Below are 25,735 nucleotides of genomic sequence, written 5' to 3'. Positions count from 1 at the left end.
TGGCCCTTTCGGGGATTTCAGCCTAAACAACCGCAAACACGTATTGGGAGCTCACATGAACCGCGTCCTCATCACTTCGGCGATCCCTTACATCAACGGGATCAAGCACCTTGGCAATCTGGTAGGCTCGCAGCTGCCAGCTGACCTGTATGCACGCTATAACCGCTGCCGGGGCCGCGAGGTCATGTTCATCTGCGCAACCGACGAGCACGGCACCCCGGCCGAGTTGGCCGCCGCGAAAGCTGGCAAGCCCGTGGCCGAGTTCTGCGCCGAAATGCACGAGGTTCAGGCCGAGATCGCGCGTGGCTTCCGTCTGTCCTTTGACAACTTCGGACGCTCGTCCTCGCCTCAGAACCATAAGCTGACCCAGCATTTTGCGGGCAAGTTGGCGGACAACGGGTTCATCGAGGAAGTGAGCGAAAAGCAGGTCTATTCGAACGCCGATGGCCGCTTCCTGCCCGACCGCTACATCGAGGGGGAATGCCCGAACTGCGGCTATGACGGCGCGCGTGGCGACCAATGTGAAAACTGCACCAAGCAGCTGGATCCGACCGACCTGATCAACCCGCGCTCGGCCATTTCGGGCTCGACCGATCTGGAAGTGCGCGAAACCAAGCACTTGTATCTGAAGCAGTCCGCGCTGAAGGACAAACTGGATGCGTGGATCGACCAGAAGTCCGATTGGCCCGTGCTGACGACCTCGATCGCAAAGAAATGGCTGCATGACGGTGACGGCCTGCAAGATCGCGGCATCACGCGCGATCTGGACTGGGGCGTGCCGGTGAAAAAGGGGGACGAAGATTGGCCCGGCATGGAAGGCAAGGTCTTCTATGTCTGGTTCGACGCGCCCATCGAATACATCGCCGCCACCGCCGAGCTAGCGGACGAAAAAGGCGAAGGCCCCGAGTTCTGGGAGCGCTGGTGGCGCACCGACAAGGGTGCAGACGACGTGCGCTATGTCCAGTTCATGGGCAAAGACAACGTGCCGTTCCACACCCTGTCCTTCCCGGCCACGATCATGGGCTCGCAAGAGCCGTGGAAGCTGGTCGATTACATCAAGTCGTTCAACTATCTGAACTACGATGGTGGGCAGTTCTCGACCTCGAAAGGGCGCGGCGTGTTTATGGATCAGGCATTGTCGATCCTGCCCGCGGATTACTGGCGCTGGTGGCTGCTAAGCCACGCACCGGAAAACTCGGACGCAGAATTCACGTGGGAGAACTTCCAGACCAGCGTGAACAAAGACCTCGCTGACGTGCTGGGCAACTTTGTCAGCCGCGTGACCAAGTTCTGCCGCTCGAAGTTTTCGGAAGCGGTGCCGGAAGGTGGTGAATACGGCGAGGCCGAGGCCGCGCTGATCGCCGATCTGACCACCAAAGTCCGCGCCTATGAAGGCCACATGGAGGCGATGGACGTGCGCAAAGCCGCACAAGAGTTGCGCTCGATCTGGGTGGCGGGCAACGAATACCTGCAAGCCGCCGCACCGTGGGCGACCTTCAAAACCGACCCCGATCAGGCCGCCGCGCAAATCCGTCTGGCTCTGAACCTGATCCGTCTTTACGCGGTGCTGTCGGCCCCGTTCATCCCTGATGCGGCTGAAACCCTTCGCACGGCGATGAACACCGACATGGACTGGCCCGGCGACGTGGCCGAGGCACTGGATACGCTGAAAGCGGGCCACGCGTTCACGGTTCCGGAGAACCTCTTTGCCAAAATCGCCGACGAGCAGCGTGAAGAGTGGCAAGAGCGCTTCGCAGGCACGCGCGATTAAACAGATTGCCCGTGATTTTCGAAACGCCCCGCCTGATGGTCGGGGCGTTTTTTGCGACCAATTCGTCGCAAACGCACCCGATATAGCGGTCTCAGCCCACATGGGCACCAAATCAGCCAAATTTCCTTTATTTCGCCCCGAAACTGGCTATCTTCAAAGAAGAATAACAATAACCGGGTAAGATGACCGGAACCATGGGGACAAAAGGCAGCAAAAAGTTGACGATTGCGAAGGGCAAACAAAAGCCGATCCGGCTGTCGCTTTCTGACAAGCGCTCTGTACGTACGCAGTTTGGCGCGCTGCCCTTCCGCATTCATGATGGCAAGGTCGAAATCCTGCTGATCACCTCGCGCGGGACAGGGCGCTGGATCATTCCCAAGGGCTGGCCAATGGACGGCGAAACCCCTGCTGGCGCGGCTGCGACCGAAGCCATTGAAGAGGCTGGTGTCGAGGGGAAACTGTATCATCAGGTCTTGGGCTTCTATGCCTATGACAAGGGGTTTGCAGGCGAACGGCTGCCCTGTGTCGTCGCGGTGTTTCCCCTGAAGGTGAAAAAGCAGTTGAAGTCTTATCGGGAAAAGCACGAACGCCGCCGCAAATGGGTCAGCGCCAAGAAAGCCGCCCAGATGGTGGGCGAGCCTGAGTTGCGGCAGATTATCAAGGATTTCGACCCGAAAGCCCTGCGCTGACCTTCTGCACACATCGCTGGGGTCTTGCACAAGCCCGCGCCGAGTTTCATATATCTTTAACACGACACCACTTGGACGCACGCGCCCCATGATCCGCTATGCCTTGAAATGTGACCAGAACCACAAGTTTGAAAGCTGGTTCCAGAACGCCAACGCCTTTGAAGCGTTAAAGGCGGCCGGTCATGTTGCATGCCCGGATTGCGGGTCCACCAAGGTGGAAAAGTCGCTGATGGCCCCCAAGGTGCGTCCGGCGCGCAGCGCTGCGGCGAAGCCCGCGGCTCCCGATACGGCCCCTGCGCCTGCCCCATCTGCCCCCGCCCCGCATGTGGCGCCGCCCCCTGAAGTGCAGGCCGAGATCGAAGCCGAAATCGCCAAATTGCGTGCCAAGGTCGAGGCTGAAAGCGATTATGTGGGCGCCGATTTCGCCAAGGAAGCACGCGCCATGCATCTGGGCGACGCGCCCGAACGCGCGATCTATGGCGAGACCAAGCTGGAAGACGCCAAAGAACTGATCGAAGACGGGGTGCCTGTAATGCCCCTGCCCTTCACGCCGACCCGCAAGGTGAACTAGGCGCCTTGAGATTGGATGGCATTCGTCTAGGCTGTCGCCAACGACACCCATTGCAGGACGCTGCCATGCCCGACACCATCACTATCCGCCCGGTTCGCGCCGACGACAAACCCGCCTGGCGCGCGCTGTGGACGGCCTATTTGGACTTTTACGAGACCAAACTGGACGACACGGTCTATAACAGCTCGTTCGCGCGGATGCTGTCGGGCGACCCCGGCGAGTTTCAGGGGCTGGTGGCCGAGCAAGACGGCGTGCTTGTCGGCCTGACTCACTACCTGTTTCACCGCTCGATGTGGAGCATCGAGAACACCTGCTATCTGATGGACCTCTATGTCGATCCCAGCCTGCGCGGGGGTGGCGTGGGCCGGAAACTGATCGAAGCCGTCCACACGATCGCAAAGGACAATGGCTGTTCAGGCACCTACTGGCTGACGCAAGAGTTCAACTACAAGGGCCGGATGCTGTATGATCAGGTCGCCACGCGGACGCCGTTTATTAAATACGCGAAGAAGGACTAGGGCCGCGCAATCTGATCGCCTCATTTCTACACCATTCAATTGCCTGCTAAAGGAGTTCACATGCGCATTGTCATAACAGGGGCCAGCCGTGGCATCGGCAAAGAGCTTTATGATCGCTATCAGGCCGACGGGCACGAGGTGATCGGCACCTCGCGCAGCGGCGAAGGCGATTTGGTCGCGCTGGATGTGACCGATCCTCAGGCGTTTCAGGGACTGCAAGACGCGGTTGGCACGGCGGGGGATGATCTGCTGATCTGTAACGCGGGCATCTATCCAGACAAGTTCGAGGAAATGCCCGAAGGCTACCCTGCCCAGATGTGGGCCGAGGGGTTTGCGACCAATGTCACTGGCGTCTTTCTGACGGTGCAGGCGCTGTTGGAGAATGTCCAGGACGCCAAGGGCAAGATTGCCATCATCTCGTCCCAGATGGCCAGCCACACCCGCGCGCCGGGCGGAAGCTACATCTATCGCGCATCCAAAGCCGCCGCGCTGAACCTCGGCCGCAATCTGGCGGCGGATCTGGCGGATGACGGTGTCGCGGTTGGCATCTACCACCCCGGCTGGGTCCGTACAGATATGGGCGGCAGTGATGGTGAGATAGACTCCGAAACCTCGGCCAGCGGATTGATCAAGCGGTTCGCGGCTTTGTCGATGGACAGCGCAGGGTGTTTCGAGACGTGGGATGGTCGGGAGCATCCGTATTAAGAGAGGGGCTTTGCCCCTCGGCCGTTCCGACCTCACCCCAGGATATTTAAGACAAGAAAATGCAGTCTGCCTGGGTCAATCGCGCTCTGCCCTTGCCCTTTTGCCCCCTCCTGCGTAAGAGAAGCCGGACGTAAAGGAAGGGATGGGGTTCCATGCCAATTCTGGTGATGAAATTCGGCGGCACATCGGTCGCCAATCTGGATCGGATCCACCGGGCCTCGAAGCGGGTCGCGCGTGAGGTGGCCAATGGCTATGACGTGATCGTCATTGTCTCGGCCATGTCGGGCAAGACCAACGAGCTGGTGGGCTGGGTGAACGAAACCTCGCATCTGTATGACGCACGCGAATACGACGCGGTGGTCAGCTCGGGTGAGCAAGTGACCGCGGGCCTGATGGCGCTGCGCCTGCAGGAAATGGACGTGCCCGCACGCAGCTGGCAGGGCTGGCAGGTGCCGGTGAAAACCACCGGCGTGCACTCGGCCGCGCGGATCGAGGAAATCCCGTCCGATAACATCATGGCCAAGTTCGGCGAAGGCATGCGCGTCGCCGTTGTGGCGGGCTTCCAGGGCATCGCGGATGATGGCCGGATCACCACGCTGGGTCGTGGCGGATCGGATACCACCGCCGTGGCCTTCGCTGCCGCCTTTGATGCGGAACGGTGCGACATCTACACCGATGTGGACGGCGTTTACACGACCGATCCGCGCATCTCGGATAAGGCGCGCAAGCTGGACAAAATTGCATTCGAAGAAATGCTGGAACTGGCATCTCTGGGCGCCAAGGTTCTGCAAACCCGCTCGGTCGAGCTGGCAATGCGCTATAAGGTGAAACTGCGGGTTCTGAGCAGTTTTGAAGAATATGACCCGGAAGCAGGCACGCTGGTCTGCGACGAGGAGGATATCGTGGAAAGCAATGTAGTTTCTGGCGTCGCATACAGCCGCGACGAAGCGAAAATGACCCTTATCTCGGTGGCGGACCGCCCCGGCATCGCGTCGGCCATCTTCACCCCGCTAGCAGACGCCGGCGTGAACGTGGACATGATCGTGCAGAACATCTCGGAAGAGGGTCGCACGGACATGACCTTCTCGTGCCCTGTCGATCAGGTGGCACGCGCTGAGAAAGCCATGTCGGACGCAAAAGCCGCCGGCGACATCAACTTCCATGACATCGTGGCAGATCAGGACGTGGCGAAGGTGTCGATCGTCGGCATCGGCATGCGCTCGCAGGCTGGTATCGCGGCAAAAATGTTCGACGTGCTGTCCAACGAGGGCATCAACATCAAGGTTATCACCACCTCCGAGATCAAGATCTCGGTCCTGATCGACCGCAAATACATGGAGCTGGCCGTGCAGGCACTGCACGACGCGTTCGAGCTGGAAAAAGCGTAAGAGATACGGCCCTTAGGGTTGAAATGAGAACGGCCTCGCAGAGATTGACGCATTCCGTGCTGTAGGAGGCAATTGGTAATAAGCCGCAGAGCTTTGGTTGGCTCCACCGAAAAACGGTGGAGCCAATTTTGATAGATTGGGCGGAAAAGAACCGTTCGCTGCGATGAGCATCAAAGTCCGCAAAAGCGGGACTATCACGACATTCGCTCCGAGCTTCCAAATGACTAATCTGTTTGCATGTAGCGTCCGACTTGAAACAAGGCGGGTTTCGAAAATGACAGGTTGTCAAAATCTCATCCAGACAACGCCCGGTTTGCACTCCTTTCAGTGAGGTCAGGCGACTTCGAACAAAGCTGCGGCCCCCATACCTCCGCCAATGCACATGGACGTAACCACGTACTTTACGCCACGGCGCCTACCTTCAAGCAAAGCATGCCCGACTTGTCTCGCGCCCGTCATACCGTAGGGGTGGCCAATCGAAATGGCACCGCCATTCACGTTGTAGACTTCCGGATCAATACCAAGATGATCGCGGCAATACAGAACCTGGCAGGCGAAGGCTTCGTTAAGCTCCCAAAGGCCGATGTCTTCGATGCGAAGACCTGCATTCTTCAGCAGCTTTGGAATGGCATAGATCGGGCCGACACCCATCTCTTCCGGTGCGTTTCCTGCAACTGCCATACCGCGATAAATGCCGAGCGGTGTGAGCCCCTGTTGCTCAGCCAATTTGCCTTCCATGAGAACGCAAGCGGAAGCTCCATCTGAGAGCTGGCTTGCGTTTCCTGGGGTAATCACGCCTCCTTCGACAACCGGGTTCAGCCCGCCCAGTGCTTCGGTCGTCGTATTCGGTCGATTGCCTTCGTCTTTTGACAAGGTCACCTCTTCCAGGGTTTCCTCTCCGGTTTCGCGGTTCTTGACCCGCTTTATCGCAGTGATCGGAACGATCTCGTCATCAAAGGCGCCAGCGGCCTGAGCCCGAGCCGTCCGACCTTGGGAAAGTGCAGCGTATTCATCCTGCACCTCGCGGCTGATCCTATAGGTCCGCGCCACGTTTTCCGCGGTCATCAGCATCGGCATATAGGCATGCTCTGATTGGGCGATAACGTTTGGATCTTTCTCATCGCCCGCCCATTTCAGATAAGCATTCTGCAGGGCGGAAATGTTTTCCTGCCCGCCCGCCACGGCAACGTTCTGACCATCCACAATGACCTGCTTTGCAGCTGTCGCAATGGCCATCAACCCGGAGGAACATTGCCTGTCGATCGTCTGTCCTGCCACCGTATTGGGAAGGCCCGCCGCCAGCGCCGACAAACGAGCGACATTCATGCCTGCGGTTCCCGCAGTCAGGACCGATCCGATGACGACATCTTCTATCGAACCGGGGTCCACACCTGCACGTTCAACCGCGTGCTGAATGGCGTGCCCCATCATGGTAGGGGATTTGATGTTGTTCAGAGCACCCTTGAAGGCAACCCCAATCGGAGTTCGGGCGGTTGAGACGATAACGGCTTCTCTCATGATGTTTCCTTTCTGGCATCAAAATGCGCGGCAAGTGTCATGCCCGAGGTTACGAGGTCTTCCAACAAAGGCGCAGGCGTGAACCACATTTCGCCATAGGTGCCAAGCGACTGCCGATAGTGGGTCATGCGTTCCAGAATCTGGCTCAATCCAATCTCATCGGCATAGTGCAACGGGCCGCCGCGCCAATTTGGAAAGCCATAGCCATTGACCCAGATCAGGTCGCAATCACCCGGGCGCGTTGCAATGCCCTCTTCAAGGATCAAAAAGCCCTCGTTGATCAGGGGATAGAGACATCGCTCAAGGATTTCCTGATCGTCGATGTCCCTGCGTTTCACGCCATGCAGATCCGCCAGCTCGGAACTGATTTGAACCATCTCAGCGTCTTCGACCCGTGTCCGTCCCTCGTAAACATAGCTTCCACGCCCGGTTTTCTGACCCAGTCGGCCCAGTTCAAACAACCTGTCCTGCACGGCCTGGTATGTTGGGTCATGTGCGATTTCACTTCGCCGCTCCTGACGCACGCGTGCACCCACATCGACCCCAGCCAGATCCGCCATCGCGTGAATGCCCATGGCCATGCCAAAGCTCTCAAGGACTTCATCCACCTGTTTCGGCGTAGCCCCCTCAAGAAGCAGACGAGATCCTTCGCGAAAGTATGGCTCCAGCATCCGGTTTCCAACAAAGCCGTAGCACACGCCAACCGTGACTGGGAGCTTTCGGATCTTCTTTGCGACCGTGATTGCCGTTGCGATGACATCCGGAGCGGTCTTGACGCCGCGCACCACCTCCAGCAAGCGCATGACATTCGCTGGACTGAAGAAATGGAGGCCAATCACATCCTCCGGGCGGGAGGTGACCGCGGCGATTTCATCAAGATCCAACGTCGATGTGTTCGAGGCCAGTATCGCGCCAGGTTTGGCGTGCTGGTCCAACGCTTCGAAAATCTGGCGTTTGACATTCATGCTTTCAAACGCCGCTTCAATGATCAGGTCGGCCTCTGCGAGGTCGCCGTAGCTGAGCGTCCCGGTGGCGTTGGATGCGAAGGCCTCTGCCCGATCGGCACTGAGCCGCCCTTTTTGGGCCGCACGCTGGAAATGCTCCCGGACCTTTTCCAGCCCCTGTTCAAGCGCACTTTGCATGGTTTCCAGAAACGTGACCCGATACCCTGCCTGAAGAAAGGCGATGGCAATGCCGCGCCCCATTGTTCCGGCACCGATCACTGCGACTGATGAAATGTCACGTGGTTGGTCAGCACGGGTAACGCCCGGAACCTTGGAGCATTCACGCTCTGCAAAGAACAGATGCCGCCCCGCGCGCGATTGAGGTGTGTCGAGCAGTTCGGCGAAACCTGCCTTCTCTTGTGCCAAGCCCTCGGCCAGCGGCAATTCGCACGCGGCCTCGATGGATACCAAGCATCGTTCAGGGGCGACAAGGTTTTTGGACTTTGGTGCTATCTGATCTCGGAAACCCGCGAGATAACCCTTCGGATCAGGGTGTATGACGATCATATCCGCGCAACTGCGTTTCGGATCGCCCTCATGGCTGACACGGGTGGCGAAACCCAAAACATGCGCGCGAAATTCCTGATCATTTTCAAAAAGCGCGTCGACCAACCCGCAAGACGAGGCATATTCGCCTTTCACGGGATCACCCGAAAGGATCATTTGCGTTGCCGCTTCCAGCCCGGCAATCCGTGGCAGCCTTTGGGTGCCCCCGGCGCCTGGCAGCAACCCCAGCTTGATCTCTGGTAGCCCCATCACTGCATCCGGCGTTGCGACACGGTAATCACAGGCAAGCGCGATCTCAAGCGCACCACCCATCGCGGGACCTGCTATCGCGGCGATAATGGGTTTCTTGCAGGTTTCAATCGTTACACACAGGTCTGGCAGGTCAGGCTTGTCCCAAACTGCCCCGGTACGGAACTCGACGATGTCAGCGCCGCCGCAAAAGAGCGGCAGAGCCGAGCATAGAACGATAGCTTTGACCTGTTCATCGGCATCCAACTCGTGGATGGCCGAGGAAAGCGCCTGCCGCATCTTCAGGCCAAGAGCGTTCACTGGCGGGGCATTCAGCTCAATGAAAGCGACACCCTCGGTGTGTTTAATGGAAATCATGTTTGGAAACCTCAATTGGACTGCTTGGCAAGATCTTGTTCGATCTCTGCCCAATCGTCGAAGTGGATTACATTGCAGGGTGAATTCACGTTCTCGAGCCAGACAAAGACGGAGATGAATGGCTGGTCATAGACCCGGGTGGCGTGGGGATCGCCCGCCGCGTTCCAGATAAGTGATCCAGCCGGATAATCCTGCCAGTCACGGGTGCCAAACCGCCAACCAGATTTCTCGGACAGGTTCAGGTACAGCTCTGGCGCGTCGTGGTTGTGGTCGCGATACAGCGTCCTTGGGCCCAGCATGAAAATGCCAAGGTTGAAATCGGGATGGTGATGTCCACATGCGTCTGGCCCAATCAGCAGAGTATGTAGGTTACACTTTGTGTATCCCTCGCCCAATTCGGCACCAGGGGGATAGAATTGGGCGTTGTCTTCGCGCCAGATCAGATCATCCTTGGCCGCTTTCAGACAACGTGCGATTTCTTGCAATTCGGGGGCGACAATCCCGGCGATGGCGTTCTTCAGAACCTCATCGTGCCGGGTTCCTTGGGGAGGTAAATCAAAGAGCCTCTCACCCTTCAGGTCCATGGCTGCCAGCTTGTCCAACGTCAGATCAACGCCGCGCGTGGCAGCTCTGTGAGCCTGCAGATAGGTGACAATGGATTGAATAAGCGCCTGAATACGGCGTTGCTTGTCTGTCATGATTTAAAGTCCGAGCGCGTTGAAATATCTTTCCGCACGAGTTTCTTGTCGAGCTTGCCGACGCTGGTTTTAGGTAGGCGGGCGACAAAGATTATCTCGTCTGGAACTGCCCATTTTGAGATCTCGCCTGCGTCAACCCGCGACTGGATTTCTTCCATGACTCTCAAGCGCACAAGATCCGGGTCGACATCTTTTGCGGCTTGAGCAACCAAGACCGGCCTTTCGCCCCATTTCGCGTGCGGCAACCCGATTGCCGCGACGTCCTCAACGCCGCTACAAGACGATGCTATGTTTTCCAGTGCCAGCGAGGAAATCCATTCGCCGCCGGTCTTGATCACATCCTTGAGGCGGTCAGTAATCTGCAACGATCCATTCCGACGGATATACCCAACATCCCCGGTATGCAGATACCCACCGTCCCAAAGCTCATCCGAGGCTTGCGCATTATCCAGATAGCCTTGTGTCAACCAGGGAGCCCGAGCAACAACTTCGCCGGTTGTTTCGCCGTCATGTGGAACGTCCTGCATATCCGGTGTCACAACACGAAGGTCGACAAGCGGGCCGGGAAAGCCGGTTTGCGCCTGCATCTCGGGGTCATTGCTGGACAAATCGGCCACCGTCAGAAACGGACAGGTCTCGGACATCCCATAGGCCGCATGCAAGGATATGCCTGCCGCCGCCGCCCGGTCCTGCAAATTGCGCGGCAAAGCGGCCCCGCCAATGATCACTTTCCATCTGTCCAGGTCAATTTGTGGGCAGCCCGGATGGTCGAGCACCATTGACAGAACCGTGGGCACGCAGTGGGAAAAGGTGACGTTTTCGTCGGCAATCAATCGCAAGATTGTGTCAGGGTCATATCGACCGGGATAGACCTGACGCAGCCCCAGCATCGTTGCGGCATATGGAAATCCCCAGCCGTGGACATGAAACAAGGGCGTCAGCGGCATGTAAACGTCGCCGCGATGAAACCCGGCATTCCCGGGCCACGCGCCGAAACCAGCGATCAGACCCAAGGTGTGAAGGACCAACTGCCGATGTGAATAGCTCACCCCCTTGGGATTGCCGGTGGTCCCGGTCGTATAAAACAAGGTTGCCGTTTGTTTTTCATCGAAGTCCGGGAAGTCAAAGCTGCCTGGGGCTTTGCCTATCCACTCTTCATATCCTTCTCCGTCTCCAATCGGCACGATGGTGATGTCCCGATCAAAGCCCGATTTGATACCCTCAATGAGCGGCATGAAATCGCGGTGCACGATGATCAGATCCGGTTGCCCATGGTTGATCGTATAAAGAACCTGAGCAGGAGACAGACGCACGTTGATCGTGAAAAGGGACGCGCCCATCATCGGGATCGCGAAAAAACACTCAAGATAACGGTGCGTATCCCAATCCATGACACCGACGCGCATGCCCTCATGTATCCCGCTCGCCTTTAAAGAATTGGCAAGTTGGCGCACGCGTTTGCCCAAGTCCGCGTAGCTCAGTCGCATTTCGGTGCCGCTGACGATCTCTTGGCTGGCTGACGCGAGCTGGGATCCGGCCAGCAAGTGTTTAATCAGCAACGGATAGCCATATGCATTTGGCGAAGGTGAAAGTGGTGGCATGAAGGTGGAATCCCATAACATCTCTATCTGCTAATCTGGCATTTCTCACCCAGATGAAGAATTGAAAGAAATTTCCTTTCATCAAGAAATTCTAACCGATCACATCGCGCTGCGAATTGCGTGCTACCCCCTGACAGGTTATGAAAAGAGTATCAAAACCCTGCTACATTCGCGCCCGTCGTCGGATAACTCTGCTTGAGGGTAAGCAGAATTGATTTCATCGAGGAGATGCAGCAATGACCACTCACATGCCCACGCTGGTTTCACTGCGCGCTTTTGAGGCGGTGGCGCGTCACAAGAGTTTCCGAAAGGCTGCAGAAGAGATTTGTGTGACCCATGCGGCAGTCAGCCACCAAGTCAAAGCACTGGAAACATCAATCGGCGTTAAACTGCTGGAACGCACAAGCCGTTCGGTCGAACTGACACCGGCCGGGGAGCAATATTACCCGCCGGTCCGCGAGCACATTCAGGGCATTATCAAAGCCACACGGCGCATCCAGACACCTGAGGAACCGGACGTGTTGCTCGTTCAGTCCTACGCAAGTTTCAATACAATGTGGCTTCAGCCCAGATTGGCGGACTTTCTTCAGGATAATCCGGACACGCGTGTGCGCATCGTCTCTACCTTTGAAGACGGTGATTATGACATGCACCGGTTCGATGTGGGCGTGTTCAACGCGCCACCATTTGACAAACGGTTTGACTATAGCCCCTTGTTCGAAACGGATATCTACCCGGTATGTGCTCCGGAGGCCTTGAATGCGCCAAGCGGTGGAATGCCGCTGGAAGAGCTAAGAAATTTCCTGTTGCTGAGTGTCCCAAACACATGGAATGAGCCGGATGACTGGGACTGTTGGTTGGATGCGGCGGGCTTAGATCGCGAAACGATGAAATTTGGCTCTGTTTTCGACAATTACCCGCTTGTCCGTGAGGCTGTTCTAAATAATCACGGTATCAGCGTCGCAAGGGCACCGTTTTGCGCGCGTGATCTTGAGAGGGGGCGTCTGGTTAGACCCTTCGACATTTCAGTACCCGAGCCAGGCCGCTGGTATCTGGCGACGCAAAAAGAGCGTGCACCCAACCCCAAGCTCGATACATTTATCGACTGGCTGTTCGAACAGATCGAGGCCGACCCAACCATGCGGTTCTTCCGGGCCTGATCTGTTGACTTACAGCTCTGCCGTCAGCGCGCGTCAGTGCTGACGCGCACCGGCTTCGGATGCGACGCGAGGGACAAGAGCGCGAACCAGTTCGGTCATATCCAGTGTGCCGACCGTCTGCTCCCCATCTTTGACGATATAGGCGTGTGACGTATCGCCGCCAGACCGCGCGATCATGCTTTCGAGCGTGTCGTTCACGTCCACTTCGCCATGCGCATCTTTTGGCACTTTGCCGCCTACAAGCGGGGTCATAATCGAGCGCACCCGCAGAACCCGTGCGCGGTTGATGTCGCTCACGAAGTCTTCGATGTAGGGATCGTTAGGGTTCAGCAAGATAAACTGTGGCTCGCCTTGTTGCACGACAAAGCCGTCCTTCAGGATTACAAGGTGATCGGCCAGCTTCAGCGCCTCATCAAGATCGTGAGTGATGAAGATGATGGTCTTGTGCAGCTCTTTTTGCAGCTCGAGAAGCAGGTCCTGCATGTCAGTCCGGATCAGCGGATCAAGGGCCGAGAAAGCCTCGTCCATCAGCATGATCGGTGTGTTTGCGGTCAGCGCCCGGGCAATGCCCACCCGCTGTTGCATGCCACCAGACAACTGCGCTGGATAATGGTTCTCGAACCCGCTCAGACCGACGCGGTCCAGCCATTTCGCGGCTTCGCGGTCGCAGGTGACCTCGTCTTCGCCACGCACCGACAGTGGCATGCCCGCGTTCTTCAGCACAGTCTTGTGCGGCAATAGCGCGAATTTCTGGAACACCATCGACATCTTTTCCTGACGAGCATGACGCAACCCGTCCTCGGACAGGCTCATAACGTCCTCACCCTGCACGATGATCTCGCCCGCAGTGGGTTCGATCAACCGGTTCAGGTGGCGGATCAGCGTGGATTTGCCCGAGCCTGACAGGCCCATGACAACCGTGATTTCGCCCGCCTGCATATCGACGTTGATGTTGTTGAGACCCAACACGTGCCCGTGCTGTGCCAACAACTCTTCCTTGCCCATGCCTCCTTTGACATGCTGCAACACGTCCTTGTCGCGGGCGCCAAAGATTTTATAGAGCCCGGACAGGCTGACCATTGGTTGTGTCATCGAACGGGCTCCTTAGTGTTTGACTTGGGTCTTATCGACCCGTGTGAGAGCTGCCTTGGACACGCGGTCAAGGATCACGGCCAGCAAAACAATGCCGATGCCAGCGACGATGCCCACACCCAGTTCAAGGTTTCGGATACCGCGCAACACGTTCACGCCAAGGCCAGGGGCCGAAACAAGAGAGGCGATCACGACCATGGCAAGGCTCATCATGATGGTCTGGTTGATCCCGGCCATGATGTTCGGTAGCGCCAGCGGCAATTGTACTCGCATCAGTTTCTGGCGGTCATTCATGCCAAAGGCATTGGCCGCCTCAATCACGTCCCTGTCGACAAGGCGGATGCCAAGGTCGGTCAAACGGATCACCGGCACAATCGCGTAAAGGATGATTGCAATCCCATACAGTTTGGATTCCGTGACCGAGAACAAGAAAATTAGAGGGATCAGGTACACGAAGGTCGGCAGGGTCTGCAGCAGGTCGAGTAACGGAACCACGCTTTTTTGCAATCGGTCGGATTTCGACATGGCAATGCCAATGGGCACACCGAACAGCACCGATATCGTCGTACATACAAAGATGATCGACAGAGTCTGCATCGCCACATCGTAGTGATCTACGACAGCCAGCAGCATAATCGAGACGGCGACGAAGATCGTCACAGGGCGCGAACGCGAGGCGTACCAGGAAATCGCCACCAGAAGCGGGACCATGATGAACCACGGCATCGCTTCAAACAGCCATAGTGCGCCATCCAACATCCAGCTCAGCGGCTGTGTGATCGGGTCCAGAACAGTTTTCAGAGCCGGTTTGGCTGCCAGAAACCCTTCTTCGATCCCGTTGGTTACATCGCGCGACTGCCAAACCCGGTTGCAGCTTTCATGCAGATTATCAAACGAGGGAATCGGAACTAGCGGCCCAGAGGCCTCCTCTCCCCCTGCTCGCGCCGCAAGGTCCGCCAGCGAAAGAGGCGCTTCATCGCCGGAATCGCCGCACCAGTCGCTCAAACCTAAGGTGCTGAATAGCTTGTCATAGAAGGCCATTTATCCCACTTTCCGTCTACTTCAGTGCGTTAGGGGCATCGCTGAGGATGCCCCTGTCCGTGCAATTTACTGCAGCAGTGCAGAAAGATTGTCGCGCGCCGCATCGTTAAGCCATGCCCCCCAGACATCCTTGTTGGTCGTCAGGAAATGCACCGCGCCTTCATCGTAAGAGGCATTGTTGTCTTCAACCCATGCCAGCGTTTCGCCCATCTGTGCGTTGGTGAAGGACAGATTTGTCATCAGGTCAGACACTGCTGCGTTTTCGGCCATGAATTCTTTCGACAGAACTGTAACGACTTCACTGCGGGGGAAGGCGCTCATTTCTGGCGTCGCGCATTCCGCCGTGATGTTGCAGGCATGCTTTTCAGGGTCATGGGGGCCCATTTCGACCAGGGTCATCGGGTATTTACCCAGTACCGATGTCGGCGCCCAATAAAAGCCGAACCACGGCTCCTTGTTGCCGTAAGCGGCCGCGATCGAAGCCGCAAGGGTTTCGCCTGATCCATGCACAAAGTTATCAATGCCTGCATCAATCAACCCACCAGCCTTCAGCAGGTTGGTGCTGACATTCAGACAAGTCCATCCCTCGGGGCAGTTGTGAAAGCGATTTCCGACGAGTTCGGGGTTGGCTGCGATGCCTTCAATTGTCGCCAGTTCGGGATGTTTCTCCACAAGATAGTTCGGAACAAAGAACCCTTCGACTCCGCCATCTGACAGAACTTCGGTCACCGGAATGATCGCACCTGAGTCAACCAGACCTTGGTAAGCCGGCGCGCCGTTTGTCCAGATTTCAGTCAGAATATCAGGTTCTCCGGTCTCGGATACGGATGCCAGCGCAGGGTTGCTCGAGAGCGGCATTGCGGTGACGTCGCACCCGTAACCTTGCTCCATCAGGAACTTCGCAACCGCTGTGACGATCTGTGCAGACCCCCAGTCGCCTTGCATGATAGATACTTCACCGCATTCGTTTGCCTGAGCCGCCGAGGCGGTGATTGCGGCAGCAAATACACACCCGAGTCCCGTTGAAATCTTGAACATTTCTTTCCTCCTTGTCATCGGCGAAACAGGGGCAGAGAAACGCTCCAAACCAAAATTCGCCTTATTTGTAGAGATGATTTGTACCGATAGGCCCAAGAGTAAAAAACTGAAAAGAATTTTGAATCATGTACAATTGCTTACAGGTAAAATGTCACAGCTAAGCTCGTGCACAGTGACCTTCGCTCCAACGAATACGTCTTAGATGCAAATCCTTGAGTGGCATATGCAGGTGAGTTTTCGGATCTTTTTTAAGAGACAGAACGGGGTGTCATCACACCCAAGGGTGTCCATTCTGGACCTGTCACTTTCATTCGAGCGAACTGCAGCATTGAGTCAATGTGGGCACCCTACGGTCATTCGCGTCTGTTGCGACGAATGTCCGATGTGGACCGATAGCTTTTTAGAAACCATGCCAACGAATAATTGCAAGCCCGGAATAGCTGTTTTGCGATGGGCCTTTACGACAGCCGCGTCCAAAGAGGCGTGCCGTATAGAAGCCATGGCTTGTAAAGAACCCGAGAAAGGTTCGGAAGCGAAGGCTGCTCATCTTCCGACGACACTTTTTGAACTCCCAAGCGAATGGCTGGCGTGTTCTCAATAGGTGCCCGTTTTCGGTGTTTCTCTACGGGAATCCGTATATTTTCACCGGGAACTGCGATAGAGCTCATGGTCATTTCTACTTCTTCGGTTTCGTCATGCTTGTTCCGAGATGTTACATATTGGCGAAACTCGAAAAAATTATAGTGAACCCTGAAGATGTTCAGGATCGCGATCAGAACCCTGGGATTGTAGCTGGCACCGTTCTCAAACGAGGGACCTTTTCGAGCCCCGCCGCTGCTTGCGCGATCAGTCATACTGATGCGTTCGCGAACAGCCTCCATAAAGCTCGAAGCCGGCTGCAATGTCGCCCGGACAACGCGCCTTGTAATGGCCTTGCAAAGATCAGGATCCTTGATCTGAGAGTCTATGCCCAAAGCTTTGAATTGTTCCCTGTATCGGCGCGACAGGACTGGGAATCCGACAACCTTGTCTGTCTCGCCGCCAAACTGGACAGGACTTCGAATCCAGAGATCAGGGAAGGCACGTGTCGCAAAATTTGATATAGGAAACGGCCGAGCATCCCCGGATCGTCCAGGTTTGTAGGCAGGCTTCAGCCTGGCTTCAGTCCATGCATGCAGCGCTTCATATGGCGCAAGGTTCGGATTGGCATTCCGAAACCTTCTGAGCGATGCGTCGTATCGGTTGAACTTCGAGGTGATCTGACCCTTGGTTGCCTTCTTGTTGAAGCTCACGACAAGCCATTCAAACAAATCCTCCTTAATGTCTTCCCGGAAGATGTGCGGAACTACCCGCGCCATTGCCGCTTCTTGTTCACTGACGAGCGTTATCTTTCCGGAGGGCAACATTTCTCTCAGGCATTCGAGATGCGCCGCTTTTGTGTAGGTATCGCGCGTCATAATGCCCGAAAATGAGTTGCGCGTATCACGCTCTGACGCGGGGAAATTGAAATAGAACCTGCGAAGGAAGCTGAGCGAGAGCCGCCTTTCCTCAGCTCTGTCGAGCTCGAATTGAAGGCTCGCGTCGGGTGTCCTCTTCGCTCGCTTGAGCTTTTCATGAACCTTCTCACCGAAGAGGCGGAATTCTGACTCGGCAGCTGCGAAGAGTGCTCCTTCTTCATACCGCCCAGAGGGTCGTTGGAATTCCAAAAGGGGCGCGGTGAACGTTGTTCCATCTGCCTTGGTATAAGTCTTTCTGATCTTCACTGGCCCTTTGCGACCACCGTAGTGGTCGAGCAGATAATTGGCGGGATCAATGGTAGGATCGAAATCGACATCTATTCGGTAAATGTAGCCAGAATCGATGTCTGCACTGATCGAACAATTCAACTGTGTCAGGCGGCGGTCAGTGCGCGTCTCCCAGTTCACCGAAAGAACAATATCGTCATGGGCAATTTTGTGATGGCGAAATTTCCCGAGGCGTTCGTGGTCCTTACGCCACTTGTCCAACTGGGCCTTTTCATAAGCAAGGAGGACTTCCTCAAGCCAAAATATGCGATCGTAGAACCGCGACATGCCAACCTGTCGCCTGCCATCAGGGCTTCTGAAAATTCGGCGCATATCACTCATTCCTGACTCATTGACCAGGTGGTTCAGGATTTGGATGTTTTCAGTTCTTTCCTTCTGCCGGCGATGCGGTGCTGACACCGTAAACCGCGAGCCTCTTTGGCCTTTGCATGCTTTGCAAACGACACGCATTCCGAGGGGCTTTCCACCCTTCCGGCTACCTTTTCTGGGCGTGGTCTTGCCGTTGGCACCATCGAGGGCAAACGCAGTCGGCTCTTCAAGATACCGCTTTCCGCAGCTACCGCATCTTGGTCCATCCAGAACGCCGTTCATCGACCTTAGGCGATTTGTTTCCGCCACGAAGTGAGCATTGGAAAGAACCTTCTGACCCAAGCCACATTTTCGATTCCCAGCCTTGTGCTGGCATACAATGGTTCTTGTATCCATCCATGCTCTTGGCTCGTTCCCGTATTCGAGGATGGAAGAAACCCGCGCATCTTCTTTCTTGCCCGAGGAAGACAGCTTGTATTGCCCGACACCTGCGGAAATCGCTGCGCTCGAAGCAGCCGCCAGTTTGAATTTCGAAGACCCCCCACGAGGATCAGGAATGTCAGGATTAAATGCGAAGCCAAAATTTCCGCAATCCGGATTTCCGCATGTGTTCAAGTTTACTCGGCCGACAACCTCTGGGTAAATCTGGTCGAGCGATAGGTTTTCAATGCTCTCGAACAAAGCCCCCCCCCCACCTTCAGTTTTGCCATGGCGTTTCCCGCTGATTGTTATATTGGCCAAAACTCGCAAAAACGAAGCCCGGGACTGCGAGGTCCCGGGCATCAGGCCGATCTGTCGTCGACTTTGAATTCGAAATTCAAATAGAAATCAATGTCCTGCCGGAAATAGTTCGGCAGGACATGATGGGAAGCCTCCTATCGGACGGAATGCGTCACGCAGAGATGCGGGGCCGTTTTTTCTTTAGGGGCCGCGTAGAGCGTGTCTATCCCGTGCCGCCATTCACCGCGCGCACCATTTCTCTCAGATGACGCATGTCAGTCCCGCAACACCCGCCAAACACAGTTATGGCCGGGTTGCTTTTCACAATATCTGCGATTTCGCGACCTAGTTGACGCGGATCGCCTTCATCAAGCTTCTCAGCTTCATCGAGCTCGGCATGCGAACAGCGCGAAGCATTTGCCACAACGCCGCGCAACCTTGGGTGCGCATTAAGCGACCCGGCAAAATGTGATGGGTGAGCGCAGTTAATCATGAAGTAAGCAGCACTGCTCCCACTATCTGCGTCTATCTGATCAATCGCGTCTGTAAGCGGTGTACCGTCTGCAAGGCAGCCATCAGTTTCGACGACCAATGACATGACGATTGGCAGCCCTACGTCACGTGCTGCCAGAATACATCCTGCGGCTTCGCTGCGTCGGTTGAATGTATAGGCGGTCGCCATATCGACGGCGGTCTCGCGTAAAACAGAAAGTTGCGCGGTGTGATAAGCGCGCGCCTCATCCACAGACATCACAGACATCTTTGCGTAGGGATCGGCACATGGTCCGATACAAGCCGAGACCAAAATGTCTTCGCGCCCCGCCGATCGGCGCACATCATCCATTAAGGACGCAGCATCCCGATTGACGCCGGCAAGACGTTCGCCGCCGTATCCCAAAGGCGCGGCACGATCAGCGTTCGCCATCCATGTTGGCGTATCGAGAATACACCCGATATCCATTTCGCCCGCCAATTGGATTAACGTGTGCATTTGCCCAGCAAGAATACTCCGGGTTTCTGAGTTATCGAGTAGAGGAAAAGAAGCAAATCCCGGCAGTTCCAAACCGTGATTAAATATCAGATCGGTCCCTGTACCTGTGTAAGCTAGGAATTTCCTGTCACTGTCATGTGGCAACTTCCTTGTCATGTCCTGCACCTATTCTTCATCTGGTGTAGTTTTGGATGATAGCAGCGATCAGCTTTCCGGCAAAACGCCCCGCTCCCCCTCCAACCCCGCAATAATCAGCTCGACCCCCTGCGCGAAGTTGTGCAGGCCGTCATATTTGCGAGCGGCAACTTTTTCGGCCATGGCGCGCAGGTTGGGATAGGTCTCGGCGGGGATCAGGTGGAGGTGGGCTTGGGTGACCTCGGCGTAGTCTTCGGGTGCGAAAGGGAAGTTTAACTCCTGAAGCGTGAATCCATAGATATGGCTATCCATCAGGTTCCAAGCGTGGTCGGCGTCGATCAGATCAATGCCCGCGTTGGTCATCACGGCCAGCGTCGCCTCGACATAAGCCAGAACGTTAGGGCCTGTGTTGGGCAAAGACACCATCAGCTGTATCGTCCACGGGTGGCGTTTAAATACGGCGCGGGCGTTGTGGGCGCGGGCGCGGAGTTCCTCTTGCCACGGCCCGTCCGGATTGGGCAGTGGGATCTGCGCGATGGCCCAGTCTGCCATGCCCATCAGCAGCGCATCCTTGTTGGCGAAATGGTTGTAGAGCGACATCGCCTCGACCCCCAGCGCGGCGGCGAGTTTGCGCATGGACAGCGAATCGGACCCGGCCTCGTCCGCCAGTTTCACGGCAGCGGCGAGGATCACCTCGCGGGTCAGCTTTGATGTTTTCCCTGATTTTCGAGCCACTTGCGCCTCTCTCATTGCCCTCTCTTGATTTACTTACAGTGTAAGTTTATATCAAGCCCCAAGTTAACTTACACCGTAAGTAAAGGATCAAAGATATGAAACGCATCTGCATCGTCGGGATCTCGGGCAAGCTGGGACAATATATGCTGAAACACGCGCTGGAGCGTGGCTATCACGTGAATGGTGTGTGCCGCGAAAAGAGCGTGGGGAAGCTGGACGCGGTGTTGGCCGAACATGGTGACCGCATCACGCTCTACCCCGGCAAGACCAATGACCGCGAGGTGATCCGGCAAGCGGTGAAGGGCTGCGAAGGCGTGCTGACCGTGCTGGCGCCGTGGGGCGTGCAGCAATATTCGTCTGGCACAGCGCAGGCCGTGATGGACTTCGCTGAACCAGACGCGCGGCTAATCTTCTCGTGCGGGTGGCACATCACTTTGGACGGGCAGGACCAATACTCGCGCACTTTTCGCACGCTGCTTTCGGTGGCGACCAAGTTGACCCGCTGGCTGCGTCTAGTCGAGATCGACGACCAAGTGCTGGCTTGTGAACTGATCTTCAACTCAGACACCAAATGGACCGTTGTGCGTGGCTCGGACCTTGAGGAAGGCGACAGCCAAGGGCTCCCCGTTTGGTCCGAACACGTGCAAGACCCGGTGCTGGCCTCCAACATGACCCGCCGGATCGACTTTGCCCTGTTCATGGTCGAGGCGCTGCGAAACGACGCGCTAATTGGGAAAGCGCCCGCGATTTGCGGGGCGGGGACGGAAAGTGCGCGGGCCTATGCGCCTGCGGTCTGAAGTCGATTGACCCCTTGGGCAGTCAGTGCGGCGACCAGCCTGTCCATCGCAATGCGTTGAACGGGTTGGCCATCGCGCAGCGCCAAGGCAGCGGCGGTCCCTGTCGCCTGCCCCATCGCCATGCATTGCGGCATCCCCCGCACTGAGGCAAAAGCCACGGGGTCGGCGGATAGAATGCGCCCTGCGAACATCAGGTTCTCGACCGCCGCCGGGATCAGGGACCGAAACGGGATGGTGTAGTAGTCACCTTTTGAGATCGCCGCGTGGTGGGTCATATCCCCGTCCGAGCGCATCACATCGTCGATAGGATTGTCGCAAGCCACGATGCCGTCCGGGAACTTCGTAGCAACGGCAAGATCTTCGCCGGTCAGGCGATACACGCCCTCCAACTTACGTGTCTCGCGCACGCCGACGGTTGGCGAGAGCAGCGACATATGTGCGCTCTCAAATCCCGGTACGTCGCTTTGCAGGAACTGCGCCAGTTGCAGGCAGCGCCGCCGCCCCTCTTGTGTGGCACGCCCCACCGCCACCGGATCGGTCCCGTCCACGTTGCGGATATGCACGGAATTGCAAAACACCGTGCCCGCATGAAACCCGCGCATCAGGTAAAGCTGCGCAAGATCGGGATGCAGGCGCCCCTCGGCGATGCCGCGCGCAGCGTGGGTTTGGAAGTATGGATCGGGATCGGCGAAGGCCGTGTCCCAGTCTACACCGACCATGTGGAACGAGATCGTGACCGCCATCATGCTGCCCGACGCATCGCCCAGCGCATAAGGCACGCCTGCCTTGGCCGAGATGTCCCCGTCGCCCGAGCAGTCGATGACCACGCCGGGCGTGACCGTGAACAGCCCGTTCCGATCACAGCACTCCACTCGGGCGATCTTGTCCCCTTCAAGATGCGGCGTCAGCGCGGTTGCCCCCAGCCGGACCTCAACGCCCGCCTCTTCAAGCATCTCGAACATTGTCAGGGTGGCGATGTCGTGGTCGTACAGGATCTCTGGCCCGAAATTATCAAGCGTGCAGGGGCGTTTCTCGGCGGCAGGTGGGATCATTGCGGCAAGGCGGTCTGTCAGCTCTTCCATCAGCCCGCCGATGATCTGATCGACCGGAAAGCCCCCGCCCCACGGCATGCCGGGGCAAAACGCCATGACGCCGCCGACTTTCTGGGTGGCCTCTAAAAGCATCACGCGAAGGCCTTGGCGACCGGCAGCGACTGCGGCGCCGAACCCTGCTGTACCGCCGCCGATGACCAGAACATCCGTGTCAAAGTTCTTATGTGGCATGTCAGCCCCCGATGCCTCGTTTCATCGCCGACTAGAGAGGCATTGTAGCCCCGTTGCAAGCAACAATACGCGGGCGGGTTTATCGGCTATCTGCGAAGCTTCCCAAACACCCGCCCGTCATTCACCGCGAACCCCACTGCGATGATGGCGAAGCCCACCCATGCTTCGGGACCGATGCGCTCACCTAGGAACATCGCGCCGAGGGCGATGGCGAAGGGCGGGATCAGAAGGGTGACGAGCATCAGGTTTGCGGCCCCTGCCCGGGCGAGGATGGCGAAGTAGAGCACATAGGCCAGCGCGGTGGACAGGGCTGCGAGGCCGAGGAGAGCGCCCCATGTGGGTGCGGTCAGAGCGAGGGTTGGCGCGCCATCCACCATCCAGACCACGGGGGTCATAATCAGGGCGCTGGCACTCACCATGCCCAGCGCATTCATAAGCGGTGGCTGGCCCGCCAACATGACCCGACCCCAGACGCTGGCAAAGGCGTATGACAGCGCGGCGCCGAGGATGGCCAGTTGGGCGAGGTTGGCGGGGTTGAAGCCCGACACGGCCTCGGGGCCCATGATGACGCCAACGCCGATGAGGCCCAGTACCGCCCCGCCGATCTTGCGGGCGGTGAGGGGCTCGTCGGCCAGCAGCACGCCGGCGACCACCGCGCCAAACATCGCCGTGGTCCCGTTCAGGATCGAAGCAAGGCCACTTTCAATCTGCGTCTGCCCCCAGAAAATCAGCGAAAACGGGATCGCGTTGTTGAGCGCGCCCATACCCAGATAGCCCAGCCAAATGCGAGGGCTGCGCGGAATGGGGATGCGCTTCATCGCCACGATCACCGCCAGAATAGGAATGGTCCAGAACACGCGATGCAGCGTGATGGTTAGCGGCGGCACCTCGCCCAGCGCGACCTCGGCAAAGAAGAACGACCCGCCCCAAACAGCCGCCAGAGCGATCAGCATGATCCATGCGGTGTTATTCATTCTCGTATCTATCAAAGACCATAAACCTTGGGTGACGAAACACTAGAACGCATGCTTGACAGACAAGAGCAGCTTCTCCAATCCGGTTCTTGCGCGCAATCATTTACCCGAACAGTTTGGTTCGCGATGGAGACGATATGAAGTTCAAGACTGGTCACGCTGGCCATACAAATGACATTGAAAAGCTTTTCCTCAACACGTTTACCGCGTCTGAAGGGGAAGAAGAGGGGCGGATTGTTTCGCAACTGACATCCAGACTGATGCAGTCAGACCAACAGCAAGACATTCTGTGTTGCACGGCGTGGGACGCAGAGACGTTGTTGGGCTGTATCTTCTTCTCACGCCTGCGATTTCCAAAGGATTCGCGGTCGGTCTTCATCCTGGCGCCGGTTGCCGTTGCAACGGCACAACAGGGCCGCGGGACTGGGCAAGCCCTCATCCGTTTCGGATTAGATGAAATCAAGGCGCAGGATTGCGACGTTGCTTTGACCTATGGCGATCCCGCATATTACGGCAAGGTCGGTTTTCGCGCGATCACCACAGACGAGGTAGCACCGCCCCTACCCTTGCAATACCCTGAAGGGTGGCTGGGACAATCGCTGTCAAATGCAGAACTTGAGCCGTTGATCGGACCTTCACAATGCGTAGAAGCTTTCAATGACCCAAGTCTTTGGTGATCGCGCTGCGCTTTACATCTGCCCGTAAGGCGTCGAGCGAGAGATTTCCAACTCCTCGTCACTCATCACCTCTTCGACGCCTTCAAACAGCGGCGTAGACAGGTAGCGCTCACCGGTGTCGGGCAGCATGACCAGGATGTTGGCGCCCTCGGGAGCGTTCTTGGCTACCTCGATCGCTGTGGCGAAGGTTGCGCCGGCCGAGATGCCGACGAAGATGCCTTCCTCGGCGGCCAGACGTTGCGACCACTTGATGCCCTCCGGGCCGGGGACCGAGGTCAGCTCGTCGTAAAGCCCGTTGTCCAGCGCCTCTTGCAGGACGTGGGGGATGAAGTCCGGGGTCCAGCCCTGAATGGGGTGCGGGTTGAAATCCGGGTGGCCTTCGGTAGGCTGGTTTGCCTCGTTGCGGGTGTTCACGTAACCGGACGCGACAATCGCGGCGTTGGCCGGTTCGGTCAGGATGATCTTGGTGTCGGGGCGTTCTTTCTTCAAGACACGCCCGATGCCCGTCACGGTGCCGCCGGTGCCATAGCCGGTGACCAGATAGTCCAGACGCTCGCCCTCGAAATCGGCAAGGATCTCGCGCGCAGTGGTGTTTTCGTGGATGTCGGCATTGGCGTCGGTTTCGAACTGGCTGGCAAGGAACCAGCCGTTTGCCTCGGCCAGTTCTTTGGCTTTGGAATACATACCGAAGCCCTTCAGCTCTTTCGGGGTCATTACGACCTTCGCACCAAGAAAGCGCATCAGCTTGCGCCGCTCGACCGAAAAGCTTTCAGCCATCGTCACAACCAGCGGATAGCCCTTGGCCGCGCAGACCATAGCAAGGCCGATGCCGGTGTTGCCGGATGTGGCCTCGACCACCGTTTGGCCGGGCTTCAGCGCGCCTGAAGCCTCGGCGGCTTCGATGATGTTCAGAGCAAGGCGGTCCTTGACGGAGCCCGCCGGATTGAACGCCTCCATCTTCACGAACATGTTCACGCCTTCGGGCGCGATGCGGTTGATGCGGATGACGGGCGTGTCGCCTACGGTATCCAGAATGCTGTCATAGCGCGTGCCGCGCCCATTGGTCTGTCGAGGTGCCATGGAATTGTCCTTTCGCGATACACGAGTTCCATTGTTCTTTGAGCTTAAACCTAAGCCGCGATCCGCGCAGTCAAAACCCGCCCCGCGCGAAAAAGACTGAAATTCATGTATCGCGATAGGTGCCCGTCGCATCGTCCCAGATTTCCCCAACCCGCTGCGTTTCTGTTCCGCACAAACCCTGGCCGGGCCGCGCATTATGCGGGCAAAACGTAGGTCGGACAAAAACACGCAGGTTTTTGCTGATGTGGACGCAACGAGTTTCTGGCATAGGTGGCAGCGAGCCGCTAGGATAAGGCTTGATCAAACGGCGCGTGTCTTGGCG

General features: G+C 57.2%; 22 protein-coding genes. 9 read left to right on the top strand and 13 right to left on the bottom strand.

Annotated features, from left to right (window positions below):
• The first annotated feature begins 55 nt into the window (after window positions 1–55).
• From metG to Q0677_RS14105, 6 genes are all read left to right on the top strand, one after another.
• On the top strand, window positions 56–1,771 hold the full coding sequence (gene metG / locus Q0677_RS14130) for a methionine--tRNA ligase (RefSeq protein ID WP_298911115.1): 1,716 nt from the start codon (window positions 56–58) through the stop codon (window positions 1,769–1,771).
• A 218-nt stretch (window positions 1,772–1,989) separates the two neighbouring features.
• Window positions 1,990–2,460 carry an NUDIX hydrolase gene (locus tag Q0677_RS14125; RefSeq protein WP_298911113.1) on the top strand — a complete coding sequence of 157 codons (471 nt, stop codon included), beginning with the start codon at window positions 1,990–1,992 and terminating at the stop codon, window positions 2,458–2,460.
• Between the two features lie 88 nt (window positions 2,461–2,548).
• Window positions 2,549–3,031 (top strand): DUF1178 family protein, encoded by a 483-nt coding sequence (locus Q0677_RS14120; protein ID WP_298911111.1) that lies wholly within the window; start codon window positions 2,549–2,551, stop codon window positions 3,029–3,031.
• A gap of 65 nt (window positions 3,032–3,096) precedes the next feature.
• Window positions 3,097–3,549 (top strand): GNAT family N-acetyltransferase, encoded by a 453-nt coding sequence (locus Q0677_RS14115; protein ID WP_298911109.1) that lies wholly within the window; start codon window positions 3,097–3,099, stop codon window positions 3,547–3,549.
• Window positions 3,550–3,609: 60 nt separating this feature from the next.
• On the top strand, window positions 3,610–4,254 hold the full coding sequence (locus tag Q0677_RS14110) for an SDR family NAD(P)-dependent oxidoreductase (protein ID WP_298911107.1): 645 nt from the start codon (window positions 3,610–3,612) through the stop codon (window positions 4,252–4,254).
• Between the two features lie 152 nt (window positions 4,255–4,406).
• Complete coding sequence (locus Q0677_RS14105; protein ID WP_298911105.1) at window positions 4,407–5,642, top strand: aspartate kinase; 1,236 nt, start codon at window positions 4,407–4,409, stop codon at window positions 5,640–5,642.
• Between the two features lie 333 nt (window positions 5,643–5,975).
• On the opposite strand, the gene Q0677_RS14100 is transcribed toward Q0677_RS14105, so the two are convergent.
• Genes Q0677_RS14100 through Q0677_RS14085 form a run of 4 tightly spaced genes read right to left on the bottom strand, consistent with a single transcriptional unit; the run spans window position 5,976 to window position 11,576 of the window.
• Window positions 5,976–7,160, bottom strand: coding sequence for an acetyl-CoA C-acyltransferase (locus Q0677_RS14100; RefSeq protein WP_298911103.1), 1,185 nt, complete (start codon window positions 7,158–7,160; stop codon window positions 5,976–5,978).
• On the bottom strand, window positions 7,157–9,277 hold the full coding sequence (locus Q0677_RS14095) for a 3-hydroxyacyl-CoA dehydrogenase NAD-binding domain-containing protein (protein WP_298911102.1): 2,121 nt from the start codon (window positions 9,275–9,277) through the stop codon (window positions 7,157–7,159). The genes Q0677_RS14100 and Q0677_RS14095 overlap by 4 nt, the downstream gene beginning before the upstream one ends.
• An 11-nt stretch (window positions 9,278–9,288) precedes the next feature.
• Window positions 9,289–9,975: a dimethylsulfonioproprionate lyase family protein gene (locus tag Q0677_RS14090; protein ID WP_298911100.1), complete on the bottom strand. Its 687-nt coding sequence runs from the start codon at window positions 9,973–9,975 to the stop codon at window positions 9,289–9,291.
• Window positions 9,972–11,576: a fatty acid--CoA ligase gene (locus Q0677_RS14085; protein WP_298911098.1), complete on the bottom strand. Its 1,605-nt coding sequence runs from the start codon at window positions 11,574–11,576 to the stop codon at window positions 9,972–9,974. Before Q0677_RS14085 ends, Q0677_RS14090 begins: the two co-directional genes overlap by 4 nt.
• Before the next feature lie 236 nt (window positions 11,577–11,812).
• Between Q0677_RS14085 and Q0677_RS14080 the strand changes: the two genes are divergently transcribed.
• Entirely contained in the window at window positions 11,813–12,736 is a 924-nt protein-coding gene (locus Q0677_RS14080; protein ID WP_298911095.1) for a LysR substrate-binding domain-containing protein, read from the top strand.
• 33 nt (window positions 12,737–12,769) lie between these two features.
• Here the strand turns inward: Q0677_RS14080 and Q0677_RS14075 are convergent, their stop codons facing one another.
• The 6 genes from Q0677_RS14075 to Q0677_RS14050 form a co-directional block, all read right to left on the bottom strand.
• Window positions 12,770–13,828, bottom strand: a complete 1,059-nt coding sequence (locus tag Q0677_RS14075) for a glycine betaine/L-proline ABC transporter ATP-binding protein (RefSeq protein WP_298911092.1) — start codon at window positions 13,826–13,828, stop codon at window positions 12,770–12,772.
• Window positions 13,829–13,840: 12 nt separating this feature from the next.
• Window positions 13,841–14,869 (bottom strand): proline/glycine betaine ABC transporter permease, encoded by a 1,029-nt coding sequence (locus Q0677_RS14070; protein WP_298911089.1) that lies wholly within the window; start codon window positions 14,867–14,869, stop codon window positions 13,841–13,843.
• Window positions 14,870–14,935: 66 nt separating this feature from the next.
• Window positions 14,936–15,907 (bottom strand): ABC transporter substrate-binding protein, encoded by a 972-nt coding sequence (locus tag Q0677_RS14065; RefSeq protein WP_298911086.1) that lies wholly within the window; start codon window positions 15,905–15,907, stop codon window positions 14,936–14,938.
• Window positions 15,908–16,365: 458 nt separating this feature from the next.
• A complete protein-coding gene (locus Q0677_RS14060) occupies window positions 16,366–18,702 on the bottom strand; it encodes a hypothetical protein (protein ID WP_298911083.1) in 2,337 nt (778 codons plus the stop codon).
• 262 nt (window positions 18,703–18,964) lie between these two features.
• Window positions 18,965–19,888, bottom strand: coding sequence for a homocysteine S-methyltransferase family protein (locus Q0677_RS14055; RefSeq protein WP_298911080.1), 924 nt, complete (start codon window positions 19,886–19,888; stop codon window positions 18,965–18,967).
• A 48-nt stretch (window positions 19,889–19,936) separates the two neighbouring features.
• The gene (locus Q0677_RS14050) at window positions 19,937–20,602 is read right to left on the bottom strand and encodes a TetR/AcrR family transcriptional regulator (protein ID WP_298911077.1); all 666 of its coding nucleotides are present in this window, start codon (window positions 20,600–20,602) and stop codon (window positions 19,937–19,939) included.
• Between the two features lie 95 nt (window positions 20,603–20,697).
• Between Q0677_RS14050 and Q0677_RS14045 the strand changes: the two genes are divergently transcribed.
• Entirely contained in the window at window positions 20,698–21,399 is a 702-nt protein-coding gene (locus tag Q0677_RS14045) for an NAD(P)H-binding protein (RefSeq protein ID WP_298911074.1), read from the top strand.
• Here the strand turns inward: Q0677_RS14045 and Q0677_RS14040 are convergent.
• Together Q0677_RS14040 and Q0677_RS14035 are read right to left on the bottom strand one after the other, a co-directional pair.
• On the bottom strand, window positions 21,381–22,682 hold the full coding sequence (locus Q0677_RS14040; protein ID WP_298911071.1) for an FAD-dependent oxidoreductase: 1,302 nt from the start codon (window positions 22,680–22,682) through the stop codon (window positions 21,381–21,383). The two genes, Q0677_RS14045 and Q0677_RS14040, sit on opposite strands and share 19 nt — an antisense overlap.
• 86 nt (window positions 22,683–22,768) lie before the next feature.
• A complete protein-coding gene (locus Q0677_RS14035; RefSeq protein WP_298911068.1) occupies window positions 22,769–23,656 on the bottom strand; it encodes a DMT family transporter in 888 nt (295 codons plus the stop codon).
• A gap of 137 nt (window positions 23,657–23,793) precedes the next feature.
• On the opposite strand from Q0677_RS14035, the gene Q0677_RS14030 reads away from it, so the two are divergent.
• A complete protein-coding gene (locus Q0677_RS14030; RefSeq protein WP_298911065.1) occupies window positions 23,794–24,333 on the top strand; it encodes a GNAT family N-acetyltransferase in 540 nt (179 codons plus the stop codon).
• Between the two features lie 12 nt (window positions 24,334–24,345).
• Here Q0677_RS14030 and cysK read toward each other — a convergent pair whose 3' ends face one another.
• Window positions 24,346–25,413, bottom strand: coding sequence for a cysteine synthase A (gene cysK, locus Q0677_RS14025; RefSeq protein WP_298911062.1), 1,068 nt, complete (start codon window positions 25,411–25,413; stop codon window positions 24,346–24,348).
• Window positions 25,414–25,735: the final 322 nt, after the last annotated feature.

It is taken from the genome of uncultured Aliiroseovarius sp., assembly GCF_947492455.1.
Lineage (GTDB): Bacteria > Pseudomonadota > Alphaproteobacteria > Rhodobacterales > Rhodobacteraceae > Aliiroseovarius.
Note: the sequence above shows the minus strand (reverse complement) of the source record. Positions and strands in the feature narration are given on the sequence as shown.